Annotated in this window: 17 protein-coding genes; 8 read left to right on the plus strand and 9 right to left on the minus strand. The window is 39.7% G+C overall.

The annotated features are described in order from the left end of the window. Positions 1-33 precede the first annotated feature (33 nt). From A7967_RS14295 to ilvG, 5 genes are all read right to left on the minus strand, one after another. A complete protein-coding gene (locus A7967_RS14295) occupies positions 34-1,083 on the minus strand; it encodes an ABC transporter substrate-binding protein (protein ID WP_082355724.1) in 1,050 nt (349 codons plus the stop codon). A 393-nt stretch (positions 1,084-1,476) separates the two neighbouring features. Continuing rightward, positions 1,477-3,027, minus strand: a complete 1,551-nt coding sequence (gene ilvA, locus A7967_RS14300) for a threonine ammonia-lyase, biosynthetic (protein ID WP_054204923.1) — start codon at positions 3,025-3,027, stop codon at positions 1,477-1,479. 2 nt (positions 3,028-3,029) lie between these two features. Further along, a complete protein-coding gene (gene ilvD, locus A7967_RS14305) occupies positions 3,030-4,886 on the minus strand; it encodes a dihydroxy-acid dehydratase (protein WP_054204924.1) in 1,857 nt (618 codons plus the stop codon). 112 nt (positions 4,887-4,998) lie between these two features. Further along, complete coding sequence (gene ilvM, locus A7967_RS14310; protein WP_054204925.1) at positions 4,999-5,241, minus strand: acetolactate synthase 2 small subunit; 243 nt, start codon at positions 5,239-5,241, stop codon at positions 4,999-5,001. Next, positions 5,238-6,887 carry an acetolactate synthase 2 catalytic subunit gene (gene ilvG / locus A7967_RS14315; RefSeq protein WP_054204926.1) on the minus strand — a complete coding sequence of 550 codons (1,650 nt, stop codon included), beginning with the start codon at positions 6,885-6,887 and terminating at the stop codon, positions 5,238-5,240. The genes ilvM and ilvG overlap by 4 nt, the downstream gene beginning before the upstream one ends. 607 nt (positions 6,888-7,494) lie before the next feature. On the opposite strand from ilvG, the gene A7967_RS14320 reads away from it, so the two are divergent. The 7 genes from A7967_RS14320 to A7967_RS14350 all read left to right on the plus strand — a co-directional run bounded on the left by A7967_RS14320 (position 7,495) and on the right by A7967_RS14350 (position 14,835). After that, the gene (locus A7967_RS14320) at positions 7,495-9,195 is read left to right on the plus strand and encodes a phosphoethanolamine transferase (protein ID WP_054204927.1); all 1,701 of its coding nucleotides are present in this window, start codon (positions 7,495-7,497) and stop codon (positions 9,193-9,195) included. Further along, on the plus strand, positions 9,192-9,563 hold the full coding sequence (locus A7967_RS14325) for a diacylglycerol kinase (protein WP_054204928.1): 372 nt from the start codon (positions 9,192-9,194) through the stop codon (positions 9,561-9,563). Before A7967_RS14320 ends, A7967_RS14325 begins: the two co-directional genes overlap by 4 nt. After that, positions 9,554-11,503: an LTA synthase family protein gene (locus A7967_RS14330; protein ID WP_054204929.1), complete on the plus strand. Its 1,950-nt coding sequence runs from the start codon at positions 9,554-9,556 to the stop codon at positions 11,501-11,503. The genes A7967_RS14325 and A7967_RS14330 overlap by 10 nt, the downstream gene beginning before the upstream one ends. Before the next feature lie 57 nt (positions 11,504-11,560). Next, positions 11,561-12,235: a response regulator transcription factor gene (locus tag A7967_RS14335; protein ID WP_054204930.1), complete on the plus strand. Its 675-nt coding sequence runs from the start codon at positions 11,561-11,563 to the stop codon at positions 12,233-12,235. Continuing rightward, positions 12,216-13,649, plus strand: coding sequence for a sensor histidine kinase (locus A7967_RS14340; protein ID WP_054204931.1), 1,434 nt, complete (start codon positions 12,216-12,218; stop codon positions 13,647-13,649). The genes A7967_RS14335 and A7967_RS14340 overlap by 20 nt, the downstream gene beginning before the upstream one ends. 46 nt (positions 13,650-13,695) lie before the next feature. After that, complete coding sequence (locus A7967_RS14345; RefSeq protein ID WP_054204932.1) at positions 13,696-14,574, plus strand: TraB/GumN family protein; 879 nt, start codon at positions 13,696-13,698, stop codon at positions 14,572-14,574. Positions 14,575-14,637: 63 nt separating this feature from the next. After that, positions 14,638-14,835: a hypothetical protein gene (locus A7967_RS14350; RefSeq protein WP_054204933.1), complete on the plus strand. Its 198-nt coding sequence runs from the start codon at positions 14,638-14,640 to the stop codon at positions 14,833-14,835. A 501-nt stretch (positions 14,836-15,336) separates the two neighbouring features. Here the strand turns inward: A7967_RS14350 and A7967_RS23565 are convergent. The 3 genes from A7967_RS23565 to A7967_RS22435 form a co-directional block, all read right to left on the minus strand. Next, on the minus strand, positions 15,337-15,465 hold the full coding sequence (locus A7967_RS23565; protein WP_268794919.1) for a hypothetical protein: 129 nt from the start codon (positions 15,463-15,465) through the stop codon (positions 15,337-15,339). Positions 15,466-15,960: 495 nt separating this feature from the next. Then, positions 15,961-16,233, minus strand: a complete 273-nt coding sequence (locus tag A7967_RS23385) for a hypothetical protein (RefSeq protein ID WP_231659014.1) — start codon at positions 16,231-16,233, stop codon at positions 15,961-15,963. A 426-nt stretch (positions 16,234-16,659) separates the two neighbouring features. Then, complete coding sequence (locus A7967_RS22435) at positions 16,660-16,830, minus strand: ATP-binding cassette domain-containing protein (RefSeq protein ID WP_082379027.1); 171 nt, start codon at positions 16,828-16,830, stop codon at positions 16,660-16,662. A gap of 145 nt (positions 16,831-16,975) precedes the next feature. Here A7967_RS22435 and A7967_RS14360 point away from each other — a divergent pair, with 145 nt between their 5' ends. Next, on the plus strand, positions 16,976-17,593 hold the full coding sequence (locus tag A7967_RS14360; RefSeq protein ID WP_054204934.1) for a toast rack family protein: 618 nt from the start codon (positions 16,976-16,978) through the stop codon (positions 17,591-17,593). Between the two features lie 21 nt (positions 17,594-17,614). On the opposite strand, the gene A7967_RS14365 is transcribed toward A7967_RS14360, so the two are convergent. Next, complete coding sequence (locus tag A7967_RS14365) at positions 17,615-19,345, minus strand: response regulator (RefSeq protein WP_054204935.1); 1,731 nt, start codon at positions 19,343-19,345, stop codon at positions 17,615-17,617. Between the last annotated feature and the right edge of the window lie 66 nt (positions 19,346-19,411).

Raw genomic sequence — 19,411 nt, forward strand, 5'->3', positions numbered from 1 at the left:
ATGATCATAAGCGGTAAAATGTGAATGTGTATATTATACGCTTTTTCTCAGCATCAGTCGTAAATAAAGCGGTATTGATAATAAAGTTAAAATAATTGCAGCGATCAACATCCAGGACATTTGTATTTCTTCAGGTCTATCATAAGAGTAGATAAACCCTTCTTTTGCGCTATTAAACACAGTCTGATCGAACTTATATAAGTCTGCGATCAATCGCCATTTAGCCATCGACATAGCGCCGAGATGAGTCCCAGGAGGTAAAATATAATCCTTTAAGACCTCAGCTTCATACGTTAATTCGCTAAGACTTTTATTAGGAGCGTAATGTTGTTGGATAACGGCAATTGACTCATCTAAATTCATCATCGCATAGCGCCACCCTTTTAAGCTCGCCTGATGAAAATTTTCCACTGTTTGTGGATGGTATAAAAGCATATTTTCGGTGGTATAAAGAATATCGCTGTAGACATTAATGCCATACTTTTGTGGGCAAATTAATCTATGTTCAACCCCCGCCTGACGCATCAAAAATGGTTCGTTAGTTACATACACCTGCATCGCATCAAGTAATCCATCAAGCCAGTCTTGGCTCCCACCACTTCCTGAATAAACGGGGAGTTTTGAAGTGTTAATACCACTGCGCTCTAGCATTACCAGTAGTTCTGCACTTTCTTTACGACTAATACTGCTAATGCGTTTATTAGCAAAATCCCTAGGATGAAAAATTTCGGAGCTTCTTTTTACCATCCAACAATACGGTGAAAATTGTAATATCGCGGCCATAGCCACCAGCGGTTTGCCATCAATTCTATGCTGTAATATTCCTGAATGGCCAACCCCAAAGTGGGCTTGTCCACCCAGTACTTTACTAAAAGTATCCGGGTTATCTGGATCCGCGGGTAAGATAGTGACATTCAAGCCAGCATCTTTATAAAAGCCTTTTTCAGCAGCCATATAATAGCCGGCAAACTGAAATTGATGGAGCCACTTCAATTGCAGTGTAACATTTTTACTGGCAAAGCTTGCTGTACTGAACAACAAAGCAGCCACACTTAGTGTTAACAACCTTTTAAATGGCAACATGCAAACCTAGCTAGGCACTTTAATTATATAACTATAGATAACAGGCTTGATAAGACCAAAAAATATGTGCAATAAACAGTATCTCGCGTTAAATACTGTTTATTGCAAAGTGCTAGGGCGTGTTGACCTTTGTGGATTGAAATTTGTTCAATCTAGGGGCGATTTAATCGCGGCGCGAGGTTTGTAACCTAGCGGGCTAAGTAAAAATCGAGCAACAAAGAGTCAATCGCCCCTAGGAAGAACCCTTTGGGCAGCGCATGTTTGGCATTTATACTGCGTTATCGCCTATTTATGGGGAACAACCACACTACATAGGCTATACCTTGCCTAAATACCAAACATACTGCTGCAAAATTAATCACGAAAGCGCAGCACGCCCTAGGGCGTGTTGCGCTAGTGATTGGCAGCTTTTGCTGCATTAACTGAAGCCTGACTAGTCAAAAACTGAGTGAAACATGGATTGTGTGTTTCATCTTGTACACTGTAACCAAGACGGTTTAAGTGCTCGTTAAATATCTCATACTGACTTGGTTCAATTGCAAAACCAGCCAATACATTCCCCATAGAGCCACCATGGTTACGATAATGAAATAACGTAATATTCCAATTACAGCCCAAAGTATCTAAAAAGCGTGCCAATGCACCGGGATACTCAGGGAACTCAAAGCGCAGTAAACGCTCATGCATTTGCTCCGGTGCTTTACCGCCGACCATATAACGCACATGTAACTTTGCTAATTCATTATCTGATAAGTCGCAAAATTGGTAACCATTAGTTGCTAAATCACCTTTGAGTTCATCCAGCTCCTGCTGGCCTTGACGTAGTGCAATACCGACAAATATTTGCGCTTCGCCCGGGCCTGCATAACGGTAATTAAACTCTGTAATGGCACGCCCCCCCAATGAAGCGCAAAACTGCTTAAAGCTGCCTTTTTCTTCATTGATAGTAACGGCTAATAGCGCTTCATTTTTTTCTCCAAGCGCCGTGCGTTCAGCAACATAACGTAAGCGATCAAAGTTCAAATTAGCGCCAGACAATATAGCCGCTAAATGCAGGCCTTTATACCCCGTTTGTTGGCACCACTTTTTTAGCCCTGCCGTGGCTAATGCCCCTGAAGGCTCTGCAATAGCTCTGGTTGATACGAAAATGTCCTGCATCGCTGCACATATTTCATCGCCAGTTACTGTTACCACCTCATCACAAAATTTTTGCGCTAGACGAAAGGTTTCTTTACCTATAATTTTTACTGCTACGCCGTCTGCAAAGCTACCAACGCGCTCAAGCTCAACGGGCTCGCCAGCTTTAAGTGCCGCTTGCAAACACGCACTTTCGTCGGCTTCGACGCCAATAACCTTAATATCAGGACGTAATGACTTAATATAAACGGCCATACCAGCGAGCAATCCGCCACCGCCAACAGGAATAAACACCGCATCTAATTCATTAAGTTGCTGCATTAATTCTCGCGCTACTGTGCCTTGTCCAACAATAACATCAGGATCATCAAATGGAGGGACAAACACGCCATTTCGTTGTTCAGTTAATTCCAGTGCGTGTGCTTTTGCAGCATCAAAGTGATGACCATGTAATATCACTTCACCGCCAAGTGCGCGCACTGCATTAACTTTTATTTCAGGTGTAGTAAGCGGCATTACAATGGTCGCTTGATGGCCCAAATGTGACGCACTGAGCGCCACACCTTGAGCATGATTACCCGCAGAAGCGGTAATAACTACCGAGCCTTTTGGTAACTTTACTAGTTTGTTATACGCGCCGCGCAATTTAAACGAATAAACCGGTTGCTGATCTTCGCGCTTTAACCACACTTGATTACCAAGGCGAGTACTAAGCTCAGCCATGTCACTTACATCAGTGACCTTAGCCAGTGGCTCCATATTCGCTTGGATTATAGCGCGAAAATAATCGAGCTCTTGAGAAACCATAATTAGCTAAGCTCCTCCAGTTTGGCTAAGTCACGCACCGCACCTTTATCGGCACTAGTGGCAAGCAGCGCATACGCTTTTAACGCAGATGATACATAACGCTCACGATCCAGTGGTTTATACGCTTGCTTACCGCGCGCAAGTTGCTTTTCTTTACGTGCTTGCAGCTCTTCATCACTAATCGCTAATGTGATCTCACGGGTTGCGATATCAATAATGATTTTATCACCATTTTCAACATAGGCTATCGCGCCGCCACTAGCCGCTTCAGGTGAAACATGACCAATAGATAAACCAGATGTACCACCAGAGAAACGGCCATCAGTGATCAAAGCACACTTTTCAGCGAGGCCTTTTGATTTTAAATAACTGGTTGGGTAAAGCATTTCTTGCATACCTGGGCCACCTTTAGGTCCTTCGTAGCGAATTACTACGATGTCACCAGCTTTTACTTCATCATTTAATATACCGTCAACCGAATCATCTTGAGATTCATATACCACGGCGGTGCCTTCAAAATGCAGCATTTCATCAACCACACCCGCACTTTTAACAATACAGCCATTTTCGGCCAAATTACCCGACAATACTGCTAAGCCGCCGTCTTGACGAAATGCATGTTCAACACTGCGTATACAACCATGTTCACGGTCATTATCCCCTTCATCCCAACGGCACTCTTGGCTCATTGCTTTAGTAGTACGAATACCCGCAGGGCCTGCACGATAAAACTTTTGTGCAACTTCATTATTAGGATCTGTCGCATCCCATTTTTTAACCAGTTCACCCATCGTCATACCAGCAACATGATTAACCGATAAGTCTACTAAGCCCGCTTTGCCAAGCTCACGTACTATCGCCATCATGCCACCCGCTCTGTGCACATCTTCAATGTGGTACTCAGGAGTTGCTGGCGCAACTTTACATAAAAATGGCGTTTTACGAGATAATTCATCAATGTGCGACATATCAAAATCAACCCCAGCCTCTTGCGCCGCTGCAAGTAAATGCAATACGGTATTTGACGAGCCGCCCATGGCAATATCAACAACCATTGAATTCATAAAAGCCGTTTTGTTAGCAATCGCACGAGGCAATACATCGTGGTTATCTTTTTGATAATACTCACGGCATAAATCAACAATGCGTGCACCCGCTTCAACATACAATCGTTTACGATCTTTATGAGTAGCAAGCGTTGTACCATTACCAGGCAATGCTAAACCTATTGCTTCGAGTAAACAGTTCATTGAATTAGCCGTAAACATGCCTGAACATGAACCACACGTAGGGCAAGCCGAGCGCTCCACTTGCTCTGAGTCTGCATCGCTTACACTTGGATCCGCACCTTTGACCATGGCATCAACTAAATCTAGCTTAATATCAATATTCGCAAGTTTAGTTTTACCTGCTTCCATTGGCCCGCCAGAGACAAATATGACGGGGATGTTTAAACGCAGTGCTGCCAACATCATCCCTGGAGTGATTTTGTCGCAGTTTGAAATACAGATCATCGCATCAGCACAATGACCATTAACCATGTATTCAACTGAGTCAGCAATTAAGTCGCGTGAAGGCAATGAGTACAGCATGCCGCCGTGGCCCATCGCAATACCATCATCAATTGCAATTGTATTAAATTCTTTTGGCACACCACCCGCTTGAGTGATGGTTTCAGCCATCAATTCACTGAGTTGGTTAAGATGAACATGACCTGGCACAAATTGTGTGAACGAATTTACAACGGCGATAATCGGTTTGCCGAAATCAGAGTCAGTCATTCCTGTTGCACGCCATAATGCACGAGCACCTGCGCGCTTTCGTCCTTCCGTAGTTGTTGCACTTCTTAATTTAGCCATAGTTACCTCAGTGTTTGCAGCGACCAGTATTTAGGACGCTGACTTCCTCATTCTTAAATTTTTATTGTTAATTAGCACATGCCTATTAACGCTGTTGATTTTTTATAACAAGTTACATTGCTTGTTGTTGTAAATTTTCCAATGTCACATTTTTAACATCCACCAGCTTATTAAGCTGCGTGGTTAATAAATAAATAGGTTTATCACTGTCGACTGTCATTGCGACATGGTATTGGCCATCATCCATATTGAGTTGAAAATGGGTTAAATCAAAGCCACGATGACGCACAACGCGTAAAAAGCGTTCAACAGCGATACTTTGACTCTTTAAAGATACGGTTAAACTGTGTTTCATTTTGCACTCTCCGTCATCATTTCATCATTTGCAGCACCTGGTGGAACCAATGGCCATACATTTTCTTTATCATCAATACAGGCATGAACAATATAAGGACCTTTACTGCTTATTAGCGCGCTAATAGCATCATCAACTTGATTTGCGTGGGTAATTGTTTGCCCTGGGATACCAAATACAGCAGCCAGTTGCACAAAATCCGGATTGTCTGATAAATCGGTTTCGCTGTAGCGCCCTTCAAAAAACAGCTCTTGCCATTGACGAACCATCCCCAAACGTTGGTTATCAAGTATGAGTATTTTTACAGGTAAATTGTTACGGCGGATAGTCGCAAGCTCTTGAATGTTCATCATGATAGAACCATCGCCAGATACCGTGATTACAAAGTCATCTGGACGCGCTACTTGCGCGCCTATGGCGGCGGGCAAACCAAAGCCCATTGTACCCGCGCCACCACTGCTTAAATGGTTACTTGGATGACTAAATTTCATATGCTGCGCCACCCACATTTGGTGCTGACCCACATCGCAACACACCACACCTGTTTTTGGCATACGCTTACTAAGTTGGTTAAGTAAATACGGGGCGAATACTTTATCGCCTGGGTAGTCATAACGCCATGCATGCTCAATGCTCATTGCTTTAGTGTGATCACGCCATGCTTGCTCAGTCACAAAACACTCAAGTTGCGGTAATGATGTTTTTAAATCTGCAATTAATGACGCTCTAGCGGGTTTACGCTTACCCACTTCAGCGGCATCGATATCTAAATGGATTACTTTTGCTTTGGCTGCAAATTTACCTAAATTACCCGTCACACGGTCATCAAAGCGTGCGCCTATGCATACCAACACGTCACATTCTTGTACTGCAAAGTTAGCCGCTTGCCCGCCATGCATCCCAAGCATGCCCAGTTCATATTCGTACTCAGGCAATACACTACCCAGTGCTTTTAAGGTTGATACTGCTGGCATTTGCGTTTTATTTAAAAATTGCATTAACTCATTTTGCGCACCCGCCGCTTGAACACCGCCGCCAACATAGGCAACGGGGCGTTTTGCTTCGCTTAATAGCTGATTAGCTATAGCAACTTGATTTAAATCTAGTTCTGGAAGGTAATCATCAGCTGCTAACCAAGGTTTGAATGGCACTTGCGCCATTTGAATATCTTTAGGGATATCAACTAACACCGGACCTGGACGGCCACTTTGTGCCAAATGCATTGCTTCTTGGAGTATTTCAGCTAAATCTTCAGGGCGTTCCACCATATAACTGTGTTTAGTACATGACAGTGACATGCCCAGCACGTCTATCTCTTGGAATGCATCTGAACCGATTGCGGCTGTTGGTACTTGACCTGTGATAGCAAGTAGCGGCACCGAGTCCATCATTGCATCAGCCAGGGCGGTAATTAAGTTAGTAGCACCAGGGCCGGAGGTCGCAAAACAAACCCCTAACTTACCCGTGCTGCGAGCAAACCCGACAGCAGCAAAACCAGCCCCTTGCTCATGGCGAGTCAAATAATGCTTCACTGGCGCGCCGTACAACGCATCGTAAATTGGCATGATGGCTCCACCTGGGTAACCAAACACTTCATTTACGCCATGTTTGGCTAATAAATCGATTGTTAACTCTGCGCCTGTCATTAAATAACCCTCATTCCTCAGTGACATTTTAAAGCTCAATAACCTGTTCTAAACCCTGAAACTAAAAAGCCCCCCGACTGTTAAGGCGGGGGGCTTTATCAATGCTTCACTTTCTTAAAGCACTAAGTAGCCCCCGCGGTAATAATAATCACCACGACGTTAATTAGGACTAGGTTTAGTGCGTTTGTAAGCATGTAATAAATACCAAAAATTTGTTGAATTAGGCAAGGGTATCAATTCCCCCGCTGTCTTTTTATATTAGTACCGCGATGAGCAGCTCAAGTCAACCTTAAAATCAATCCAAAAAGAAGAGATTGACATCATTTAAAAGGTATAAAAATCCAACATAAACCAATAAATAGATTTATTTTTCCCATATTCGAAAGTATTGATATTTCATACCCCGTTATAACCAATTAACGGTTTGATTAATTTTTGTGACTGTTTCAATAAATTATTCTTTTTAAGCGACTAAATCAGTCTAATTCAAAAAACCAGAAAAAATACCACACCAGCAGCAACGTCTTCAGGTAAAGAGTAGTTTCTCCTCAGCGTTTCTTAAGTCTAATTAATTAATATAGCGAGGTTATGTTTACAGAGTATTGCTATGTTAGATTTAATTAAAAGATTACCCTCGCTTAAAGTTACGACCAATAATAAACATGTCTATTTTCACTGTAGCGCTAACGTATTTATTATAGTGCTAGCTTGTTACTACTGTTTAGTGATCAACATACCTTTTATAGAAGGTGCATTTACGGCAATTACTGCTTTAAATTCATTTTCATGGTTATTTCTGCTGTCTGTACCACTTTTGTTAATGTGTTTGCTGGTGCTGTTTTTCTCACTGCTTTCCACTCGCTGGCTACTAAAGCCCGCCGCCTACATACTGTTAGTGATTTCTAGCGCCGCGCTATATGGCTCTGTTAATTACGGCGTGGTGTTTGATTATTCAATGATTCAAAACACTTTTGAAACCGACGGCAAAGAAGCAATGAGCTACTTAAATACCCAGCTCATTGGCTTTTTAATGTTGTTTTGCGCCATACCGCTATTTGTTTTGAATAAAGTGAAAATTAACTTCAATCGCCCACATCAAGAGCTACTCAGTCGTAGCAAGCTAGTTGCCGGCTGCTTAGTGCTCATCGCACTTGTGGTCGTTAATTTTTATGCTGATTACGCTGCAACTGGGCGTAATAATCGGATTCTGAAAAAAGAGCTCATTCCATTTCAATATTTAACGAGTAGCTATAAATATATCCGTGATCAATGGCTATACAAAGATATGCCATTTAAACAACTTGATACCAATCCACTATTAGTTAAACCAAGCCAAACACGCGTTACCGTGATTATGGTAGGCGAGACAGCCCGCGCTGAAAATTTTAGCTACCAAGGCTACCCTCGTAATACTAATCAATATACGCAACCGTTGGGCGTGCATTATTTTAATAATGTGGCTTCGTGTGGTACAGCTACCGCAGTGTCTGTTCCTTGCATGTTTTCAGCTCAGCCACACGCCGCATTTTCTCGTCGCGACACTGACAACCAACAAAATATACTTGACCTAGCTCAAAGTGCGGGAGCAGATGTACTGTGGATTGATAATAACAGCGGCTGTAAAGAGGTATGCAACCGTGTTACTACAATCAACAATGAAGCAATTAAAACCCCTAATAATGCTGCTTTTTGTCAACAAGCACATTGTTACGATGAAGCGCTAATTGCACCTTTACGACGCAAATTGGCAAACCTTAGCCACGCTAATACCGTTATTGTATTGCATATGATGGGCTCACATGGGCCTACGTATTTTCAGCGCTATCCTGAACAATTTAAACAATTTACCCCCACTTGTGATCGCAGTGATATTCAAAACTGCTCTAGCACACAATTAACGAATACATACGACAACACCATTGCCTATAGCGATTACGTAAATAGCTTGGCCATCGCACAACTAAATGCGCTCCCTGACAATATAGAAAAAAGCTTTTTATATATTTCTGATCATGGTGAGTCTCTAGGTGAAAATGGTGCGTATCTGCATGGTTTTCCATATCGCTTTGCCCCTAGCGGCCAAACTCATGTTCCTCTTTATATTTGGGCTGATCATACAAATCAAGGCATTACAAATACATGTATAGCGCAAGCAAACCCAACGCAAAGCCTTTCTCATGACAATATTTTTCATACCTTAGTGAATTTAATCGGCATTAACACTCTCACTTACCAACAAAATTTAGATGTACTTGCCCATTGCCAGCCAATCACCCAACTTAAACATCACAGCGAAGTAATCTTATGAATAATAAAACAGTGATAAAACGCCACGGACTAATGCGCCTTATATTTACCTTACGCCATACTTTTAATGGCTTAAAATGGATGAGTAAACACGAGGCCGCATTTCGCCAAGAGCTCATGCTATTTAGCCTGCTAGGACTGTACTTATGGCTTCAAACGATCCCGCTATCAGATAAGTTACTATTAGCTGCCAGCCTTTTATTTGTGTTGTTTGCAGAGCTCGTTAATACCGCAGTTGAAGTGGTAGTCGATCGCATTGGGACTGAGCACCATGAGCTGTCAGGACTCGCCAAAGACATCGCTTCTGCGAGTGTATTTATTGCCATGCTTATTTGCGCTGCAATTTGGTGGGCACTATTATGGGCTTAGTTAATCAAACCGCGTTTACAGCATTTAAAAATCGTCTTGGTCCATACTGGGTATTACTGGTGTTTTTTGCTTTATCGCTCTGTATCCTCACACTCGCTCGCTTTAGTCTGAGCATATGGCAAGGCGAAAGAGTTTTTAGCTCCCACGCGTGGATGTCTATTTTTATAGGTGGTTTACGGGTTGATATCGCGACCTTAAGTTATATTTTAATGCCTGCATTATTACTTATTATTGCCAGTACTTTATTCTCCAGAGAACATGTTATTCGCGTTATCATTAAATACTATTTAGTATTCATGGCCGCTTTATTAATCTTTTTTGAAGTGATCACACCAACCTTTATTAACGAATACGACTTACGTCCAAACCGCTTATTTATTGAGTACCTCATTTACCCTAAAGAAGTCTCAAAAATGATTTTTTCAGGTTATAAAATTGAAGTATTTATCACTTTACTCGTGTTGGTTTTAGGCGTGAAGCTAGCCACTAAAATTTTTTCAAGTCAATGGCGTAGTCAAAGTAAACTCTCAGCTATAACGCATACACTCCTAATTGTAAGCTTATTGTGCTTAACTGTATTAGGTGCACGAAACTCGTTAGGGCACCGCCCACTTAACCCTGCGATGGTCGCATTTTCCACTGATCATTTATTAAATGACCTGACATTAAACTCACTGTATAGCGTCGCCTTTGCAATTAAACAATTAGGCAATGAAAAATCCAGCCAAGATTACTACGGCACAATACCTGAACCAGAGTTACTCAATTTAGTCAGAGCAGCAATGCAAAACGAATCTGCATTATTTAACGATACAACAGCACCAACAAAAACCTTTCATAGCGCTAGCAACCAAGGCAAAGCAAAGAATTTGGTGATCATTTTACAAGAAAGTTTAGGTGCACGTTACGTGGGGACATTAGGTGGCTTACCACTGACACCAAATATTGACGCGCTCTATCAACAAGGTTGGGGGTTTGATAATTTGTACGCCACTGGCACTCGTTCCGTCAGAGGCATTGAAGCTGTGATCACCGGCTTTGTGCCAACCCCTTCACGTGCCGTTGTCAAATTAGATAAATCACAACGAGACTTTTTCACTATCGCTGATTTTCTTGCCAAGCGGGATTACCACACACAGTTTATTTACGGCGGTGAAAGTCATTTCGATAATATGCAAAGCTTCTTTTTAGGTAATGGTTTTAAGCAGATTATTGATAGTGATGACTTTGCTAATATTGACTTTAATGGCTCGTGGGGTGCCTCAGATGAAGATCTATTTAACCAAGCCGATATAGAATTAAATAAATTGCAGCAACAGAATAAGCCATTTTTTAGTTTAATTTTTTCAAGCTCAAACCACAGCCCTTATGAATTTCCTGATGGTAAAATCACTTTATACGATAACCAAAAGCAAACTCGCAATAATGCCGCTAAATATGCAGATTACGCATTAGGCACTTTTATTGAAAAGGCAAAAAAATCACGCTACTGGGAAGATACCATCTTTATTGTTATTGCTGATCATGACTCACGTGTTTCTGGCGCAAGCCTTGTGCCTATCGATCACTTTCGTATTCCTGCTGTTATTTTTGGTAATGGCATTACCGCTAAACGCGACCACCAGCTAGCAAGTCAATTAGATATCCCAGTGACACTGTTATCACTTATTGGTGCCAGTGGCGAACACCCAATGATAGGTCATGACCTATCGCAAACAATGCACTCAGATAAACATCGCGCGATAATGCAGTACGATAAAAACTTTGCTTATATGCAAGGCAATAAAGTCGTCATATTACAACCACAAAAACCAGCTACAACGTACACTTACACACAAAATAAACTGGTGCCGACTAGCAATGATCCAATAATGGTCAAACAAGCGTTAGCTCACGCTAATTTAGGCAACCTTGCCTACCAAAAAGGTTGGTATCATTAATTTAAGCAGCTTGCTACAGTTAAAAGCTAAAGATTATGTTTTATAAAAGCTAACAGCATGAAAATACTAATAATCGAAGATTCAGAGCCGCTAAGGCGCAGCCTTCTCGTGGGGCTAAACAATTTAGGCTTTACCGTGGATGAAAGCGGCGATGGCTCTGAAGGTTTGAGTATGGCGCTATCAAGTGATTATGACTTAATCATACTCGATTTAATGCTACCCAGTGTTGATGGTATGAGCATATTACAAGCGCTAAGGAGTACGCCCAGCCAAACACGGGTATTAATTCTCTCAGCACGCAGTGAAGCGCACGATAAAATAAATGGCTTAATGAAAGGCGCTGATGATTACCTCACTAAGCCATTCTCGTTTGAAGAGCTGCATGCTCGAGTGCTTGCGTTGTCACGTAGAGGGCAACTACAAAGCCAACAAAATACATTACGTGTTGGTGACTGCGTATTAGACTTGAGTTTAAAAACGTTTAATTATCAGCAGCAGTCAGTCAATATCACTCGTAATGAATACAAAATTATCGAGTGTTTATTTAGCGCAAAAGACAGAGTCCTTGGGCTTGAAATGATCAGCGAAGCCGTCGTTGGGCAATTTGATATGCTCTCAAAAAACGCGCTAGAGGCGCATATTTCAGCCGTTCGTAAAAAAGTGCGTCTATTAGGCGGCGAACTACCAATAAAAAATAAACGTGGATTTGGCTATGTCGCCTCAGAAAATTAAAATTCATTCAATTAAACGTAAACTCGTAAATAATATCAGTGCGGTTATATCCGTTATTTTAGTCACTATTTTTTTAACCGTGGATTTAAGCGTTGATGGCTGGGTTGAAGATCAATTTAATCAATCCCTTTCAAATAAATCGAACTATTTAAAAACATTGGTTGAGGACGATAACGGCATACTAGAGTTTGATTTTGCAGGTGAGTTTATGTCTGAATACGAACAAGCTAATGCCACAGAGTTTTATCAACTATGGCATGAGCAACGTACTTTTGAAAAATCAGATTCATTAGCGTTATACCCATCCGTTGAACTGCCTAATTTAGACATTCCAATCAACGAGTTTAAAATTATTGATTACGTATTACCTAATGGTGAAAGCGGTCGCGCCATGATCAGCCATTTTATTGCTCAAAAAGATGACGATCTCCCCCAAGATAATAATCACTTTATGACAATGACATTAACGATTGCAGCGCCTACCGCCGCTTTAAATAAAGTACTGATTATTATTGATGTGGTGTTTGTACTCACCTGTATTATTGCTGTTTTTGGGGTGCGCTATTTAGTCACGCGCATTGTAAGTCGAGGGCTTTATCCGCTAAATAACTTAAATGAACAAATTAAGTTATTGGATATTACCGGTGCATCACAAACAATAAAAAGTGATTTTCCTGTAGAGGAAATTGAGCCGATACGTAACGAGCTCAATAAATTTATTACCACCAACCAGCAGCTGTATCAAAATGAAAAACGCCTCACAAGCGATATAGCCCACGAGTTAAAAACACCTATTGCTGAATTAATAAGCTTATCTGAAGTCGCACTGCGTTATCCTAACGATGAACGAATTAGCGCCACTTATACCAGTGATATACTGGCGATTTCGGTGCGAATGAAAGCCATTGTAAATAACTTATTGTTATTACAACGCGCTGGAAGCAGTTCGATAGAGCTAACCAAAGAAATCATCACTCTGGCTAATTTTATTCAACAAACCTGTAATGAATTAAATTTTAAACACCCAAACATTAAGCAGCGTTTAAATCTTACAGTTGTACCGACAGCTCGCGTTGTCGCTGATCGGTTTTGTTTGCATACTATTTTATTAAATTTACTCGATAATGCCTTATTCTATGGCTTAACCACTGATCCTATCAACTTACACGTTGAGCAATCACCTGATAATACAACAATCACCTTATGTAATACCTTGGTAACACCTTTAACGGCTCAGCAGCTGGAAGCTATTTTTGATCCCTTGTACCAACTTGATAGTTCAAGAACAAATAACCAACGCCATGGCTTAGGATTAGCGATAGTTAAAAGCATTTGTACACTTAATAAATTTACTATCAAAGCAGAAAATAAACCAGACTCCCGCTTAGCCCTAATTTTAATATTACCCAATTAAACATATTGGTTTAAGATGAACGCATACCTAAACAATAAGGACAATTATGAATTTTACACAGCGTATTAGCAGCTACTTTATTTTATCTCTTTTACTGTGTGCCAGTTTTGCCAGCCATAGTGAGCCTGGCCTTTGGAAAATAGAAAAAAACGGCATTAACTCTTACCTTTTTGGCACCGTGCATGTAGGTGATACCTCCATGAAAGGACTTCCTAAAAAAGTTATCAAAGCAATTGATGCCAGCGAAAAAGTAATTGTAGAAGTTGATATCAGCGCTATTAGCCCAATCGAAATGCAGCGCCGTTCAATGCCTTTTATGATGCTTAAAAATGGTAAAACACTACAGTCAGAGCTCTCTGAACATAACTACAAAAAGCTCAAAGAATACTTCGCCAAAAAGTCGATTGATATTGCAATGTTTAACAACTTAGCACCGTGGGCCGTTATGGTCACTATGATGCAAATTGAATTTCAAAATGCTGGATTCTCAGATCAAAATGGCATTGACAAGCAAGTACTTGCTTACTCCAAAAACAATGGCATTAGTATTGGTGAGCTAGAAACCCTTGAGTATCAGATGGAAATGTTTAATCATATGTCTTTATTAAGCAATGAAATGATTGAAGAAACATTTGAGCAACTCGCTGATGTTGAAACTTACTTTATTACCCTAGTAAATGCGTGGAAAAACGGCGATATGGCGACGTTAACCAAGTATTACAATGAAAGCTTTGATGACAGCAGCTACGGCGAAATCAGTGAACAGGTCATGCTCATTGAGCGTAACAACAACTGGGTGAAGGAACTCACTCCTCGCATTGGTAAAGAAAAGCTATTCATTGCAGTCGGCGCACTGCATTTACCAGAGCAACACGGTTTATTAAAGCAATTTAAAGATCACGGTTTTACCGTCACTCGACTGTAAGCAACCACCATTAAAACCACCATTAAAACCACCATTAAAACCAGCTGGTTATTAAGGATAACGATGAAACGTTTTAAATTCACAATTTCATACTTTGTATTAGCCTTACTTTTAAGCGCTGTTTACTATTACCAAGAAGGCAGCTTCAACCTAAGTGGAACATTAATTTTCGCCTCTATTATTCTTGTTATGGAAGTAAGCGTTTATTTTACGATCAAACTTTATAAAAAATATAAAAAGCCCTTAATAGCAAAAGCCTAACACTATAAGTGGTACTTAATATTTGTCCTTTTAACTTTTACATGGTGATTTACATAAATTACCATGTCAGCGCCTATTATTATATTTAGAGCTGTAACACAGCTGATCCTCTCGTCAAGCCCCAAACATAGTTTGTTTATATTATAAATACGATATTTAAGATAGATGTCATCTTAGTATTATTTGGGCTAAAAATTATCTCTTTTTATCACTACTCGCTCATCGTTCATTAAATGAGTAAATATCATTGAAAACCCTAAATTACATGCATGAAAATCACTGCATGATTGCATCTTTAATTTTTTAATGAGTAGTTCAAGTTCTATGCGATTCGCTCGCTGCTTTCTGTTTAGACTTTCACAGTAACTTCTTGTGAAGCTATTTGTTTTTCATACTAATTAAAAACCAGTAAAAATATGAAAAATACAACCTTTAGGGTGGATGTCTTCTGAATAAGTATTCTGAGTATTAGTACTGCATTTACCAGAGCAACACGGTTTATTAAAGCAATTTAAAGATCACGGTTTTACCGTCACTCGACTGTAAGCAACCACGGATAAACAATCCAGCCGCTTGGTTATTAATAGCCAAGCGGGCTGCTTTAACTTCAATACCGATTTGATTACACATTTAAACATTTAAACATTTAAACATTTAAACATTTAAACATTTAAACATTTAAACATTTAAACATTTAAACATTTAAACATACCAATAATAAGCGCTAAATTACCCTCACTTACTTCTCATTATTTCCTCTTTGCGCAAAAAAATTAAGCGAATTATTTTCAAAAAGATTAATAGGCGCTGCGCTTTAGAGGTAAAACCTAAGTTAGTATGTTAGGTAACTAAAACTCAGGGATTGGCGTAGGTCGTGCTTTAGCGCGTAAAATACAATAACTAAAAACTGTCGCCATAAATGACGACCTACCGGATGAGCATTCTTTCCTCTTTATGCAAAAAAATTTAAGCAATTATTTTCAAAAAGATTAATAGGCGCTGCGCTTTAGAGGAAGTGAACGAATTTGTTTATTGATTTAGAATTGACCATCATTGTATAAAGCGGCCAAAAAGACTACTAGCGCCTATCGACTGGTTAAGGCTTATATCTATTAGGCATTCTGACTAGTATAAACCTCTCAATTCGTAGCCTAATTGTTCATGCAACTTTTCATAAATATCTGAATAAGCAACATAATGTGTTTCAGCCTCGCATTCATTTTTAGACCTATTACACTTGGTTGCTGCTGTTTGTAGTTCATCTAATTTATTGCGTAGTTTGTCGTTTGATACACGCTGAATTAAAATTGATGTTTTTGAATTCAACTTAAATAATTGTTCATCTAAATTTTCAGGAATATGCTCTTTCCATTCACAAGTTAAGTCGTGAATGTTCATTTTTGATCGATATGAGCGAGAACAGATGAGAATATATTTTCGAATTTCAATTTATAATTCAAGTAACGTTTCTCTTTGGAATACTCTTGCACGTTCTTCTCGATCTTGAATTTTGGTGTTTCTTGAAGTTTTATATGTAATCTAATTTGTCATCGCGGTAGTAGCAATACTTGCTGTAACCCCTACAAGCGTACCAGCAAACCCCCAAGTCATTGCATCCATAGTAGCCCCAATGTGATATATCTAACAATTCAATCAAAGAGTACCTTCCTCTTTTAGACAAAAGGCGCGTACCCTTATATACATTACTCATTAATAACAAATTATGTAACTGTTTACTATCCATATACTTTAAGCCAGTTTATTTTTATTGATTGAGAAGTAAGTGGCTTTTCCTAATGCCTAGCATCTAGAACCTTTTCTTTGCTAGTAAAATAATAGAGTTGCTGTAATTGCGGATTTTCCGGCGCCATTACCACCTAATAATACCCAATGTTCACCACTGTTTACTTGCCAGCTTATATCTTTAAGCAGGTAACCATCTCGCTCTTCAGCGCCTAACCGAGCTGTAATATTTTGCAGTTGAATTGATTGCACTAAACGATCCTCTACGTTATTTAACCTGAAAATACATGACTTTGATAAAGATAACTACTGATGGTAAAAATTAATTTAAACCTTTTTAAACCTTTTTAAACGTCACTGCGTCTAACTTATAAACCAACTAATAATGAGCAATACTATGAACAATTTTTTACTTTTCACAGCCGCCAGCGCACTACTAACAACCAGCGTTTTTGCTCATGCTGAGCCACATATTGAGCAAACATTTAATATTTCAGGGCAACAGCAGTTGGATATTAATGTCCCTGTTGGCAGTTTAGAACTGACGACTCACCAAGGCTCTAATGTTAAAGTATCGATAGAGTTTAAAGCTAAAAACAATAACGGATTCAAATCTGAGATTGATCTTGAAAGTATCACGTTAGATCATCAACAAAACGCCAATAAATTAAGCCTAAATGTAGATAATGACGACATCCAACAAAAGTGGGTTGTTAGTTTACCAACGAGCATGGCTATTGATTTAGAGCTTGGCGTGGGCGATATTGAAGTCAATGATTTTGCTAACTCAGCCGATATTGACGTGGGTGTTGGTGCGGTGCGTATTCGCAGCGAACTTGATGATTACAAACGTATTGAACTTAATAGTGGTGTGGGCGACACGCGTGTATCTGGCATGAAAAACGATGCTCAGCATACGCGTAAAATGGTGAGTTCTGAAACGCTATACCGTGGTAATGGTCAATATTCTATTAATGTTGAAGTGGGCGTAGGTGATATTAAAATCACTCGCTAACCTTGTCAGCAAATAAATAGTTTAGCCCTTAACAGCTTCAATAAGGGCTTTTTTAATATACTCAGCATTAATCGGTTTATATACATGATTATTGACGCCTAATTCGTAGGTCTTCTCTAAATCAGCGGTTGAGGTATTTGCAGTGACGACAATAATAGGCACTTGCGATTTTAATTCTTGACGAATAACCTTAATCGCCTGAAAACCATCCATTACGGGCATATTTAAGTCCATAAAAATTAAATCGTACTGAGATTCAGTTACTTTATCCGTTGCAATTAAACCATTTTCAGCCATGTCATAAGTGTAATTTAACTCTGCCAAAATACGCCCTAATATCATTGCATTAAGTGGATTATCTTCAACAACTAGGCAATGTAAATTTACTGGTAATTGAGTTTCATCACCGGCATTTGCGACTTTAACAGGTAACACCACATGCACTTTTGCACCGTAAGGTTTGTTACTTAAAAATTCGATATCTCCTTGCTGTGCCGAAACTATATTCTGCACGCGAGAGAGCCCCATTTGCAGGCCTTGAAAGTGATTTTGTTGCGTCTCATTTTGTAAAAAAAACGCTGGTGAATCCCCTAAAAATCCCGTCCCGGTATCACTTACTGTTAAATGCAGTTGCTGCATTTTATGTATGGATGCAGATACCGTTATATTGCCTTTATCTGTAAATTTAATCGCATTGCTCAGTAACTCGCCAACCAATTGCTGCAAACGGGGATGATCCAACTCCACATCACAGTCAAGCTCTGGCGATAAATTTATAAATAAAGCGAGTTGCTTTTGTGTGCAAGCAAATTGATACGAATTAACCACCGACTGTAAGCTATCTAATATATTCGCACGAGACAATTTGAGTTGCCACAAACCTTTATTTATCAACTGGGCTTCATGTAACTCATCTAACATATTGATAAGGCGATTAGCGCAGTATTGCGCTTGTTGTTTTACAGCCTGTTGCGCTGTGTTAACTTCTAGCTCATCAATTGCATGCATCAACCCTTGTAATGGGGTTCTAAATTCATGACTGGTACGCGCAATGAACCGTTCCTTGTTTTGGCTGATTTGTTCTGCATATTTTTTTTGTTGTTGGTATTTATTTAATGTTGCGATTATTTGACGTTCCATTGGCTGAAAAATAAATTTCAATTCAATCATCAATAGCAGTAATGTTAGTAGCCAAAAAGAGAGCTCTAAATAAGATATTAGCGCTACTTTGTGAGTCGTTTGTTGCTCAAACAAAGTAACTGCGTCGTCTAGTTTAGTTAGTAGTAATTCAGCTTCATCAAGGCTAAAAATATGCAGATTAGCAATATTCGATTCTGACTGTTTTAATATTTGTTGCGCAGTAAGAATATACTGCTCACTTTGTATTGCGAGCATATCAGGCATCGAAAAATAATGATCTTCCAACTCTGTATTTAGATAAAGATAATGACCTTGCTGATCTTGTTTCGTTAAAAATTGGTGACCTTGTTGAAACTCAGTAACTGCATTTTCAAGGGCCTCTTTGTATTTGGGATGCTGTTGTAGCTTATGACTGTCATTTATTATATTGCTATACCAAGCAATTTTTTGTGAGAGCATACGCTGTTTACCTGCAATGTTAATCACCAGTGATTCATCTTTTTGTATTGCAAATAAATACTGCATCAGCAATGCGGCTGCAGTACTGAGTATAGCTATCGCTAGTAATGCCCAGCGGTAACGTGATCGAATATTAGCAATTATCTGTAACATTGCGGGCTCATCTCTTTTTGTCTAAGTGTAGACTACCAATGATAAACAACCACCATTTTACTGTGT

Source organism: Pseudoalteromonas neustonica, assembly GCF_001653135.1.
Lineage (GTDB): Bacteria > Pseudomonadota > Gammaproteobacteria > Enterobacterales > Alteromonadaceae > Pseudoalteromonas > Pseudoalteromonas neustonica.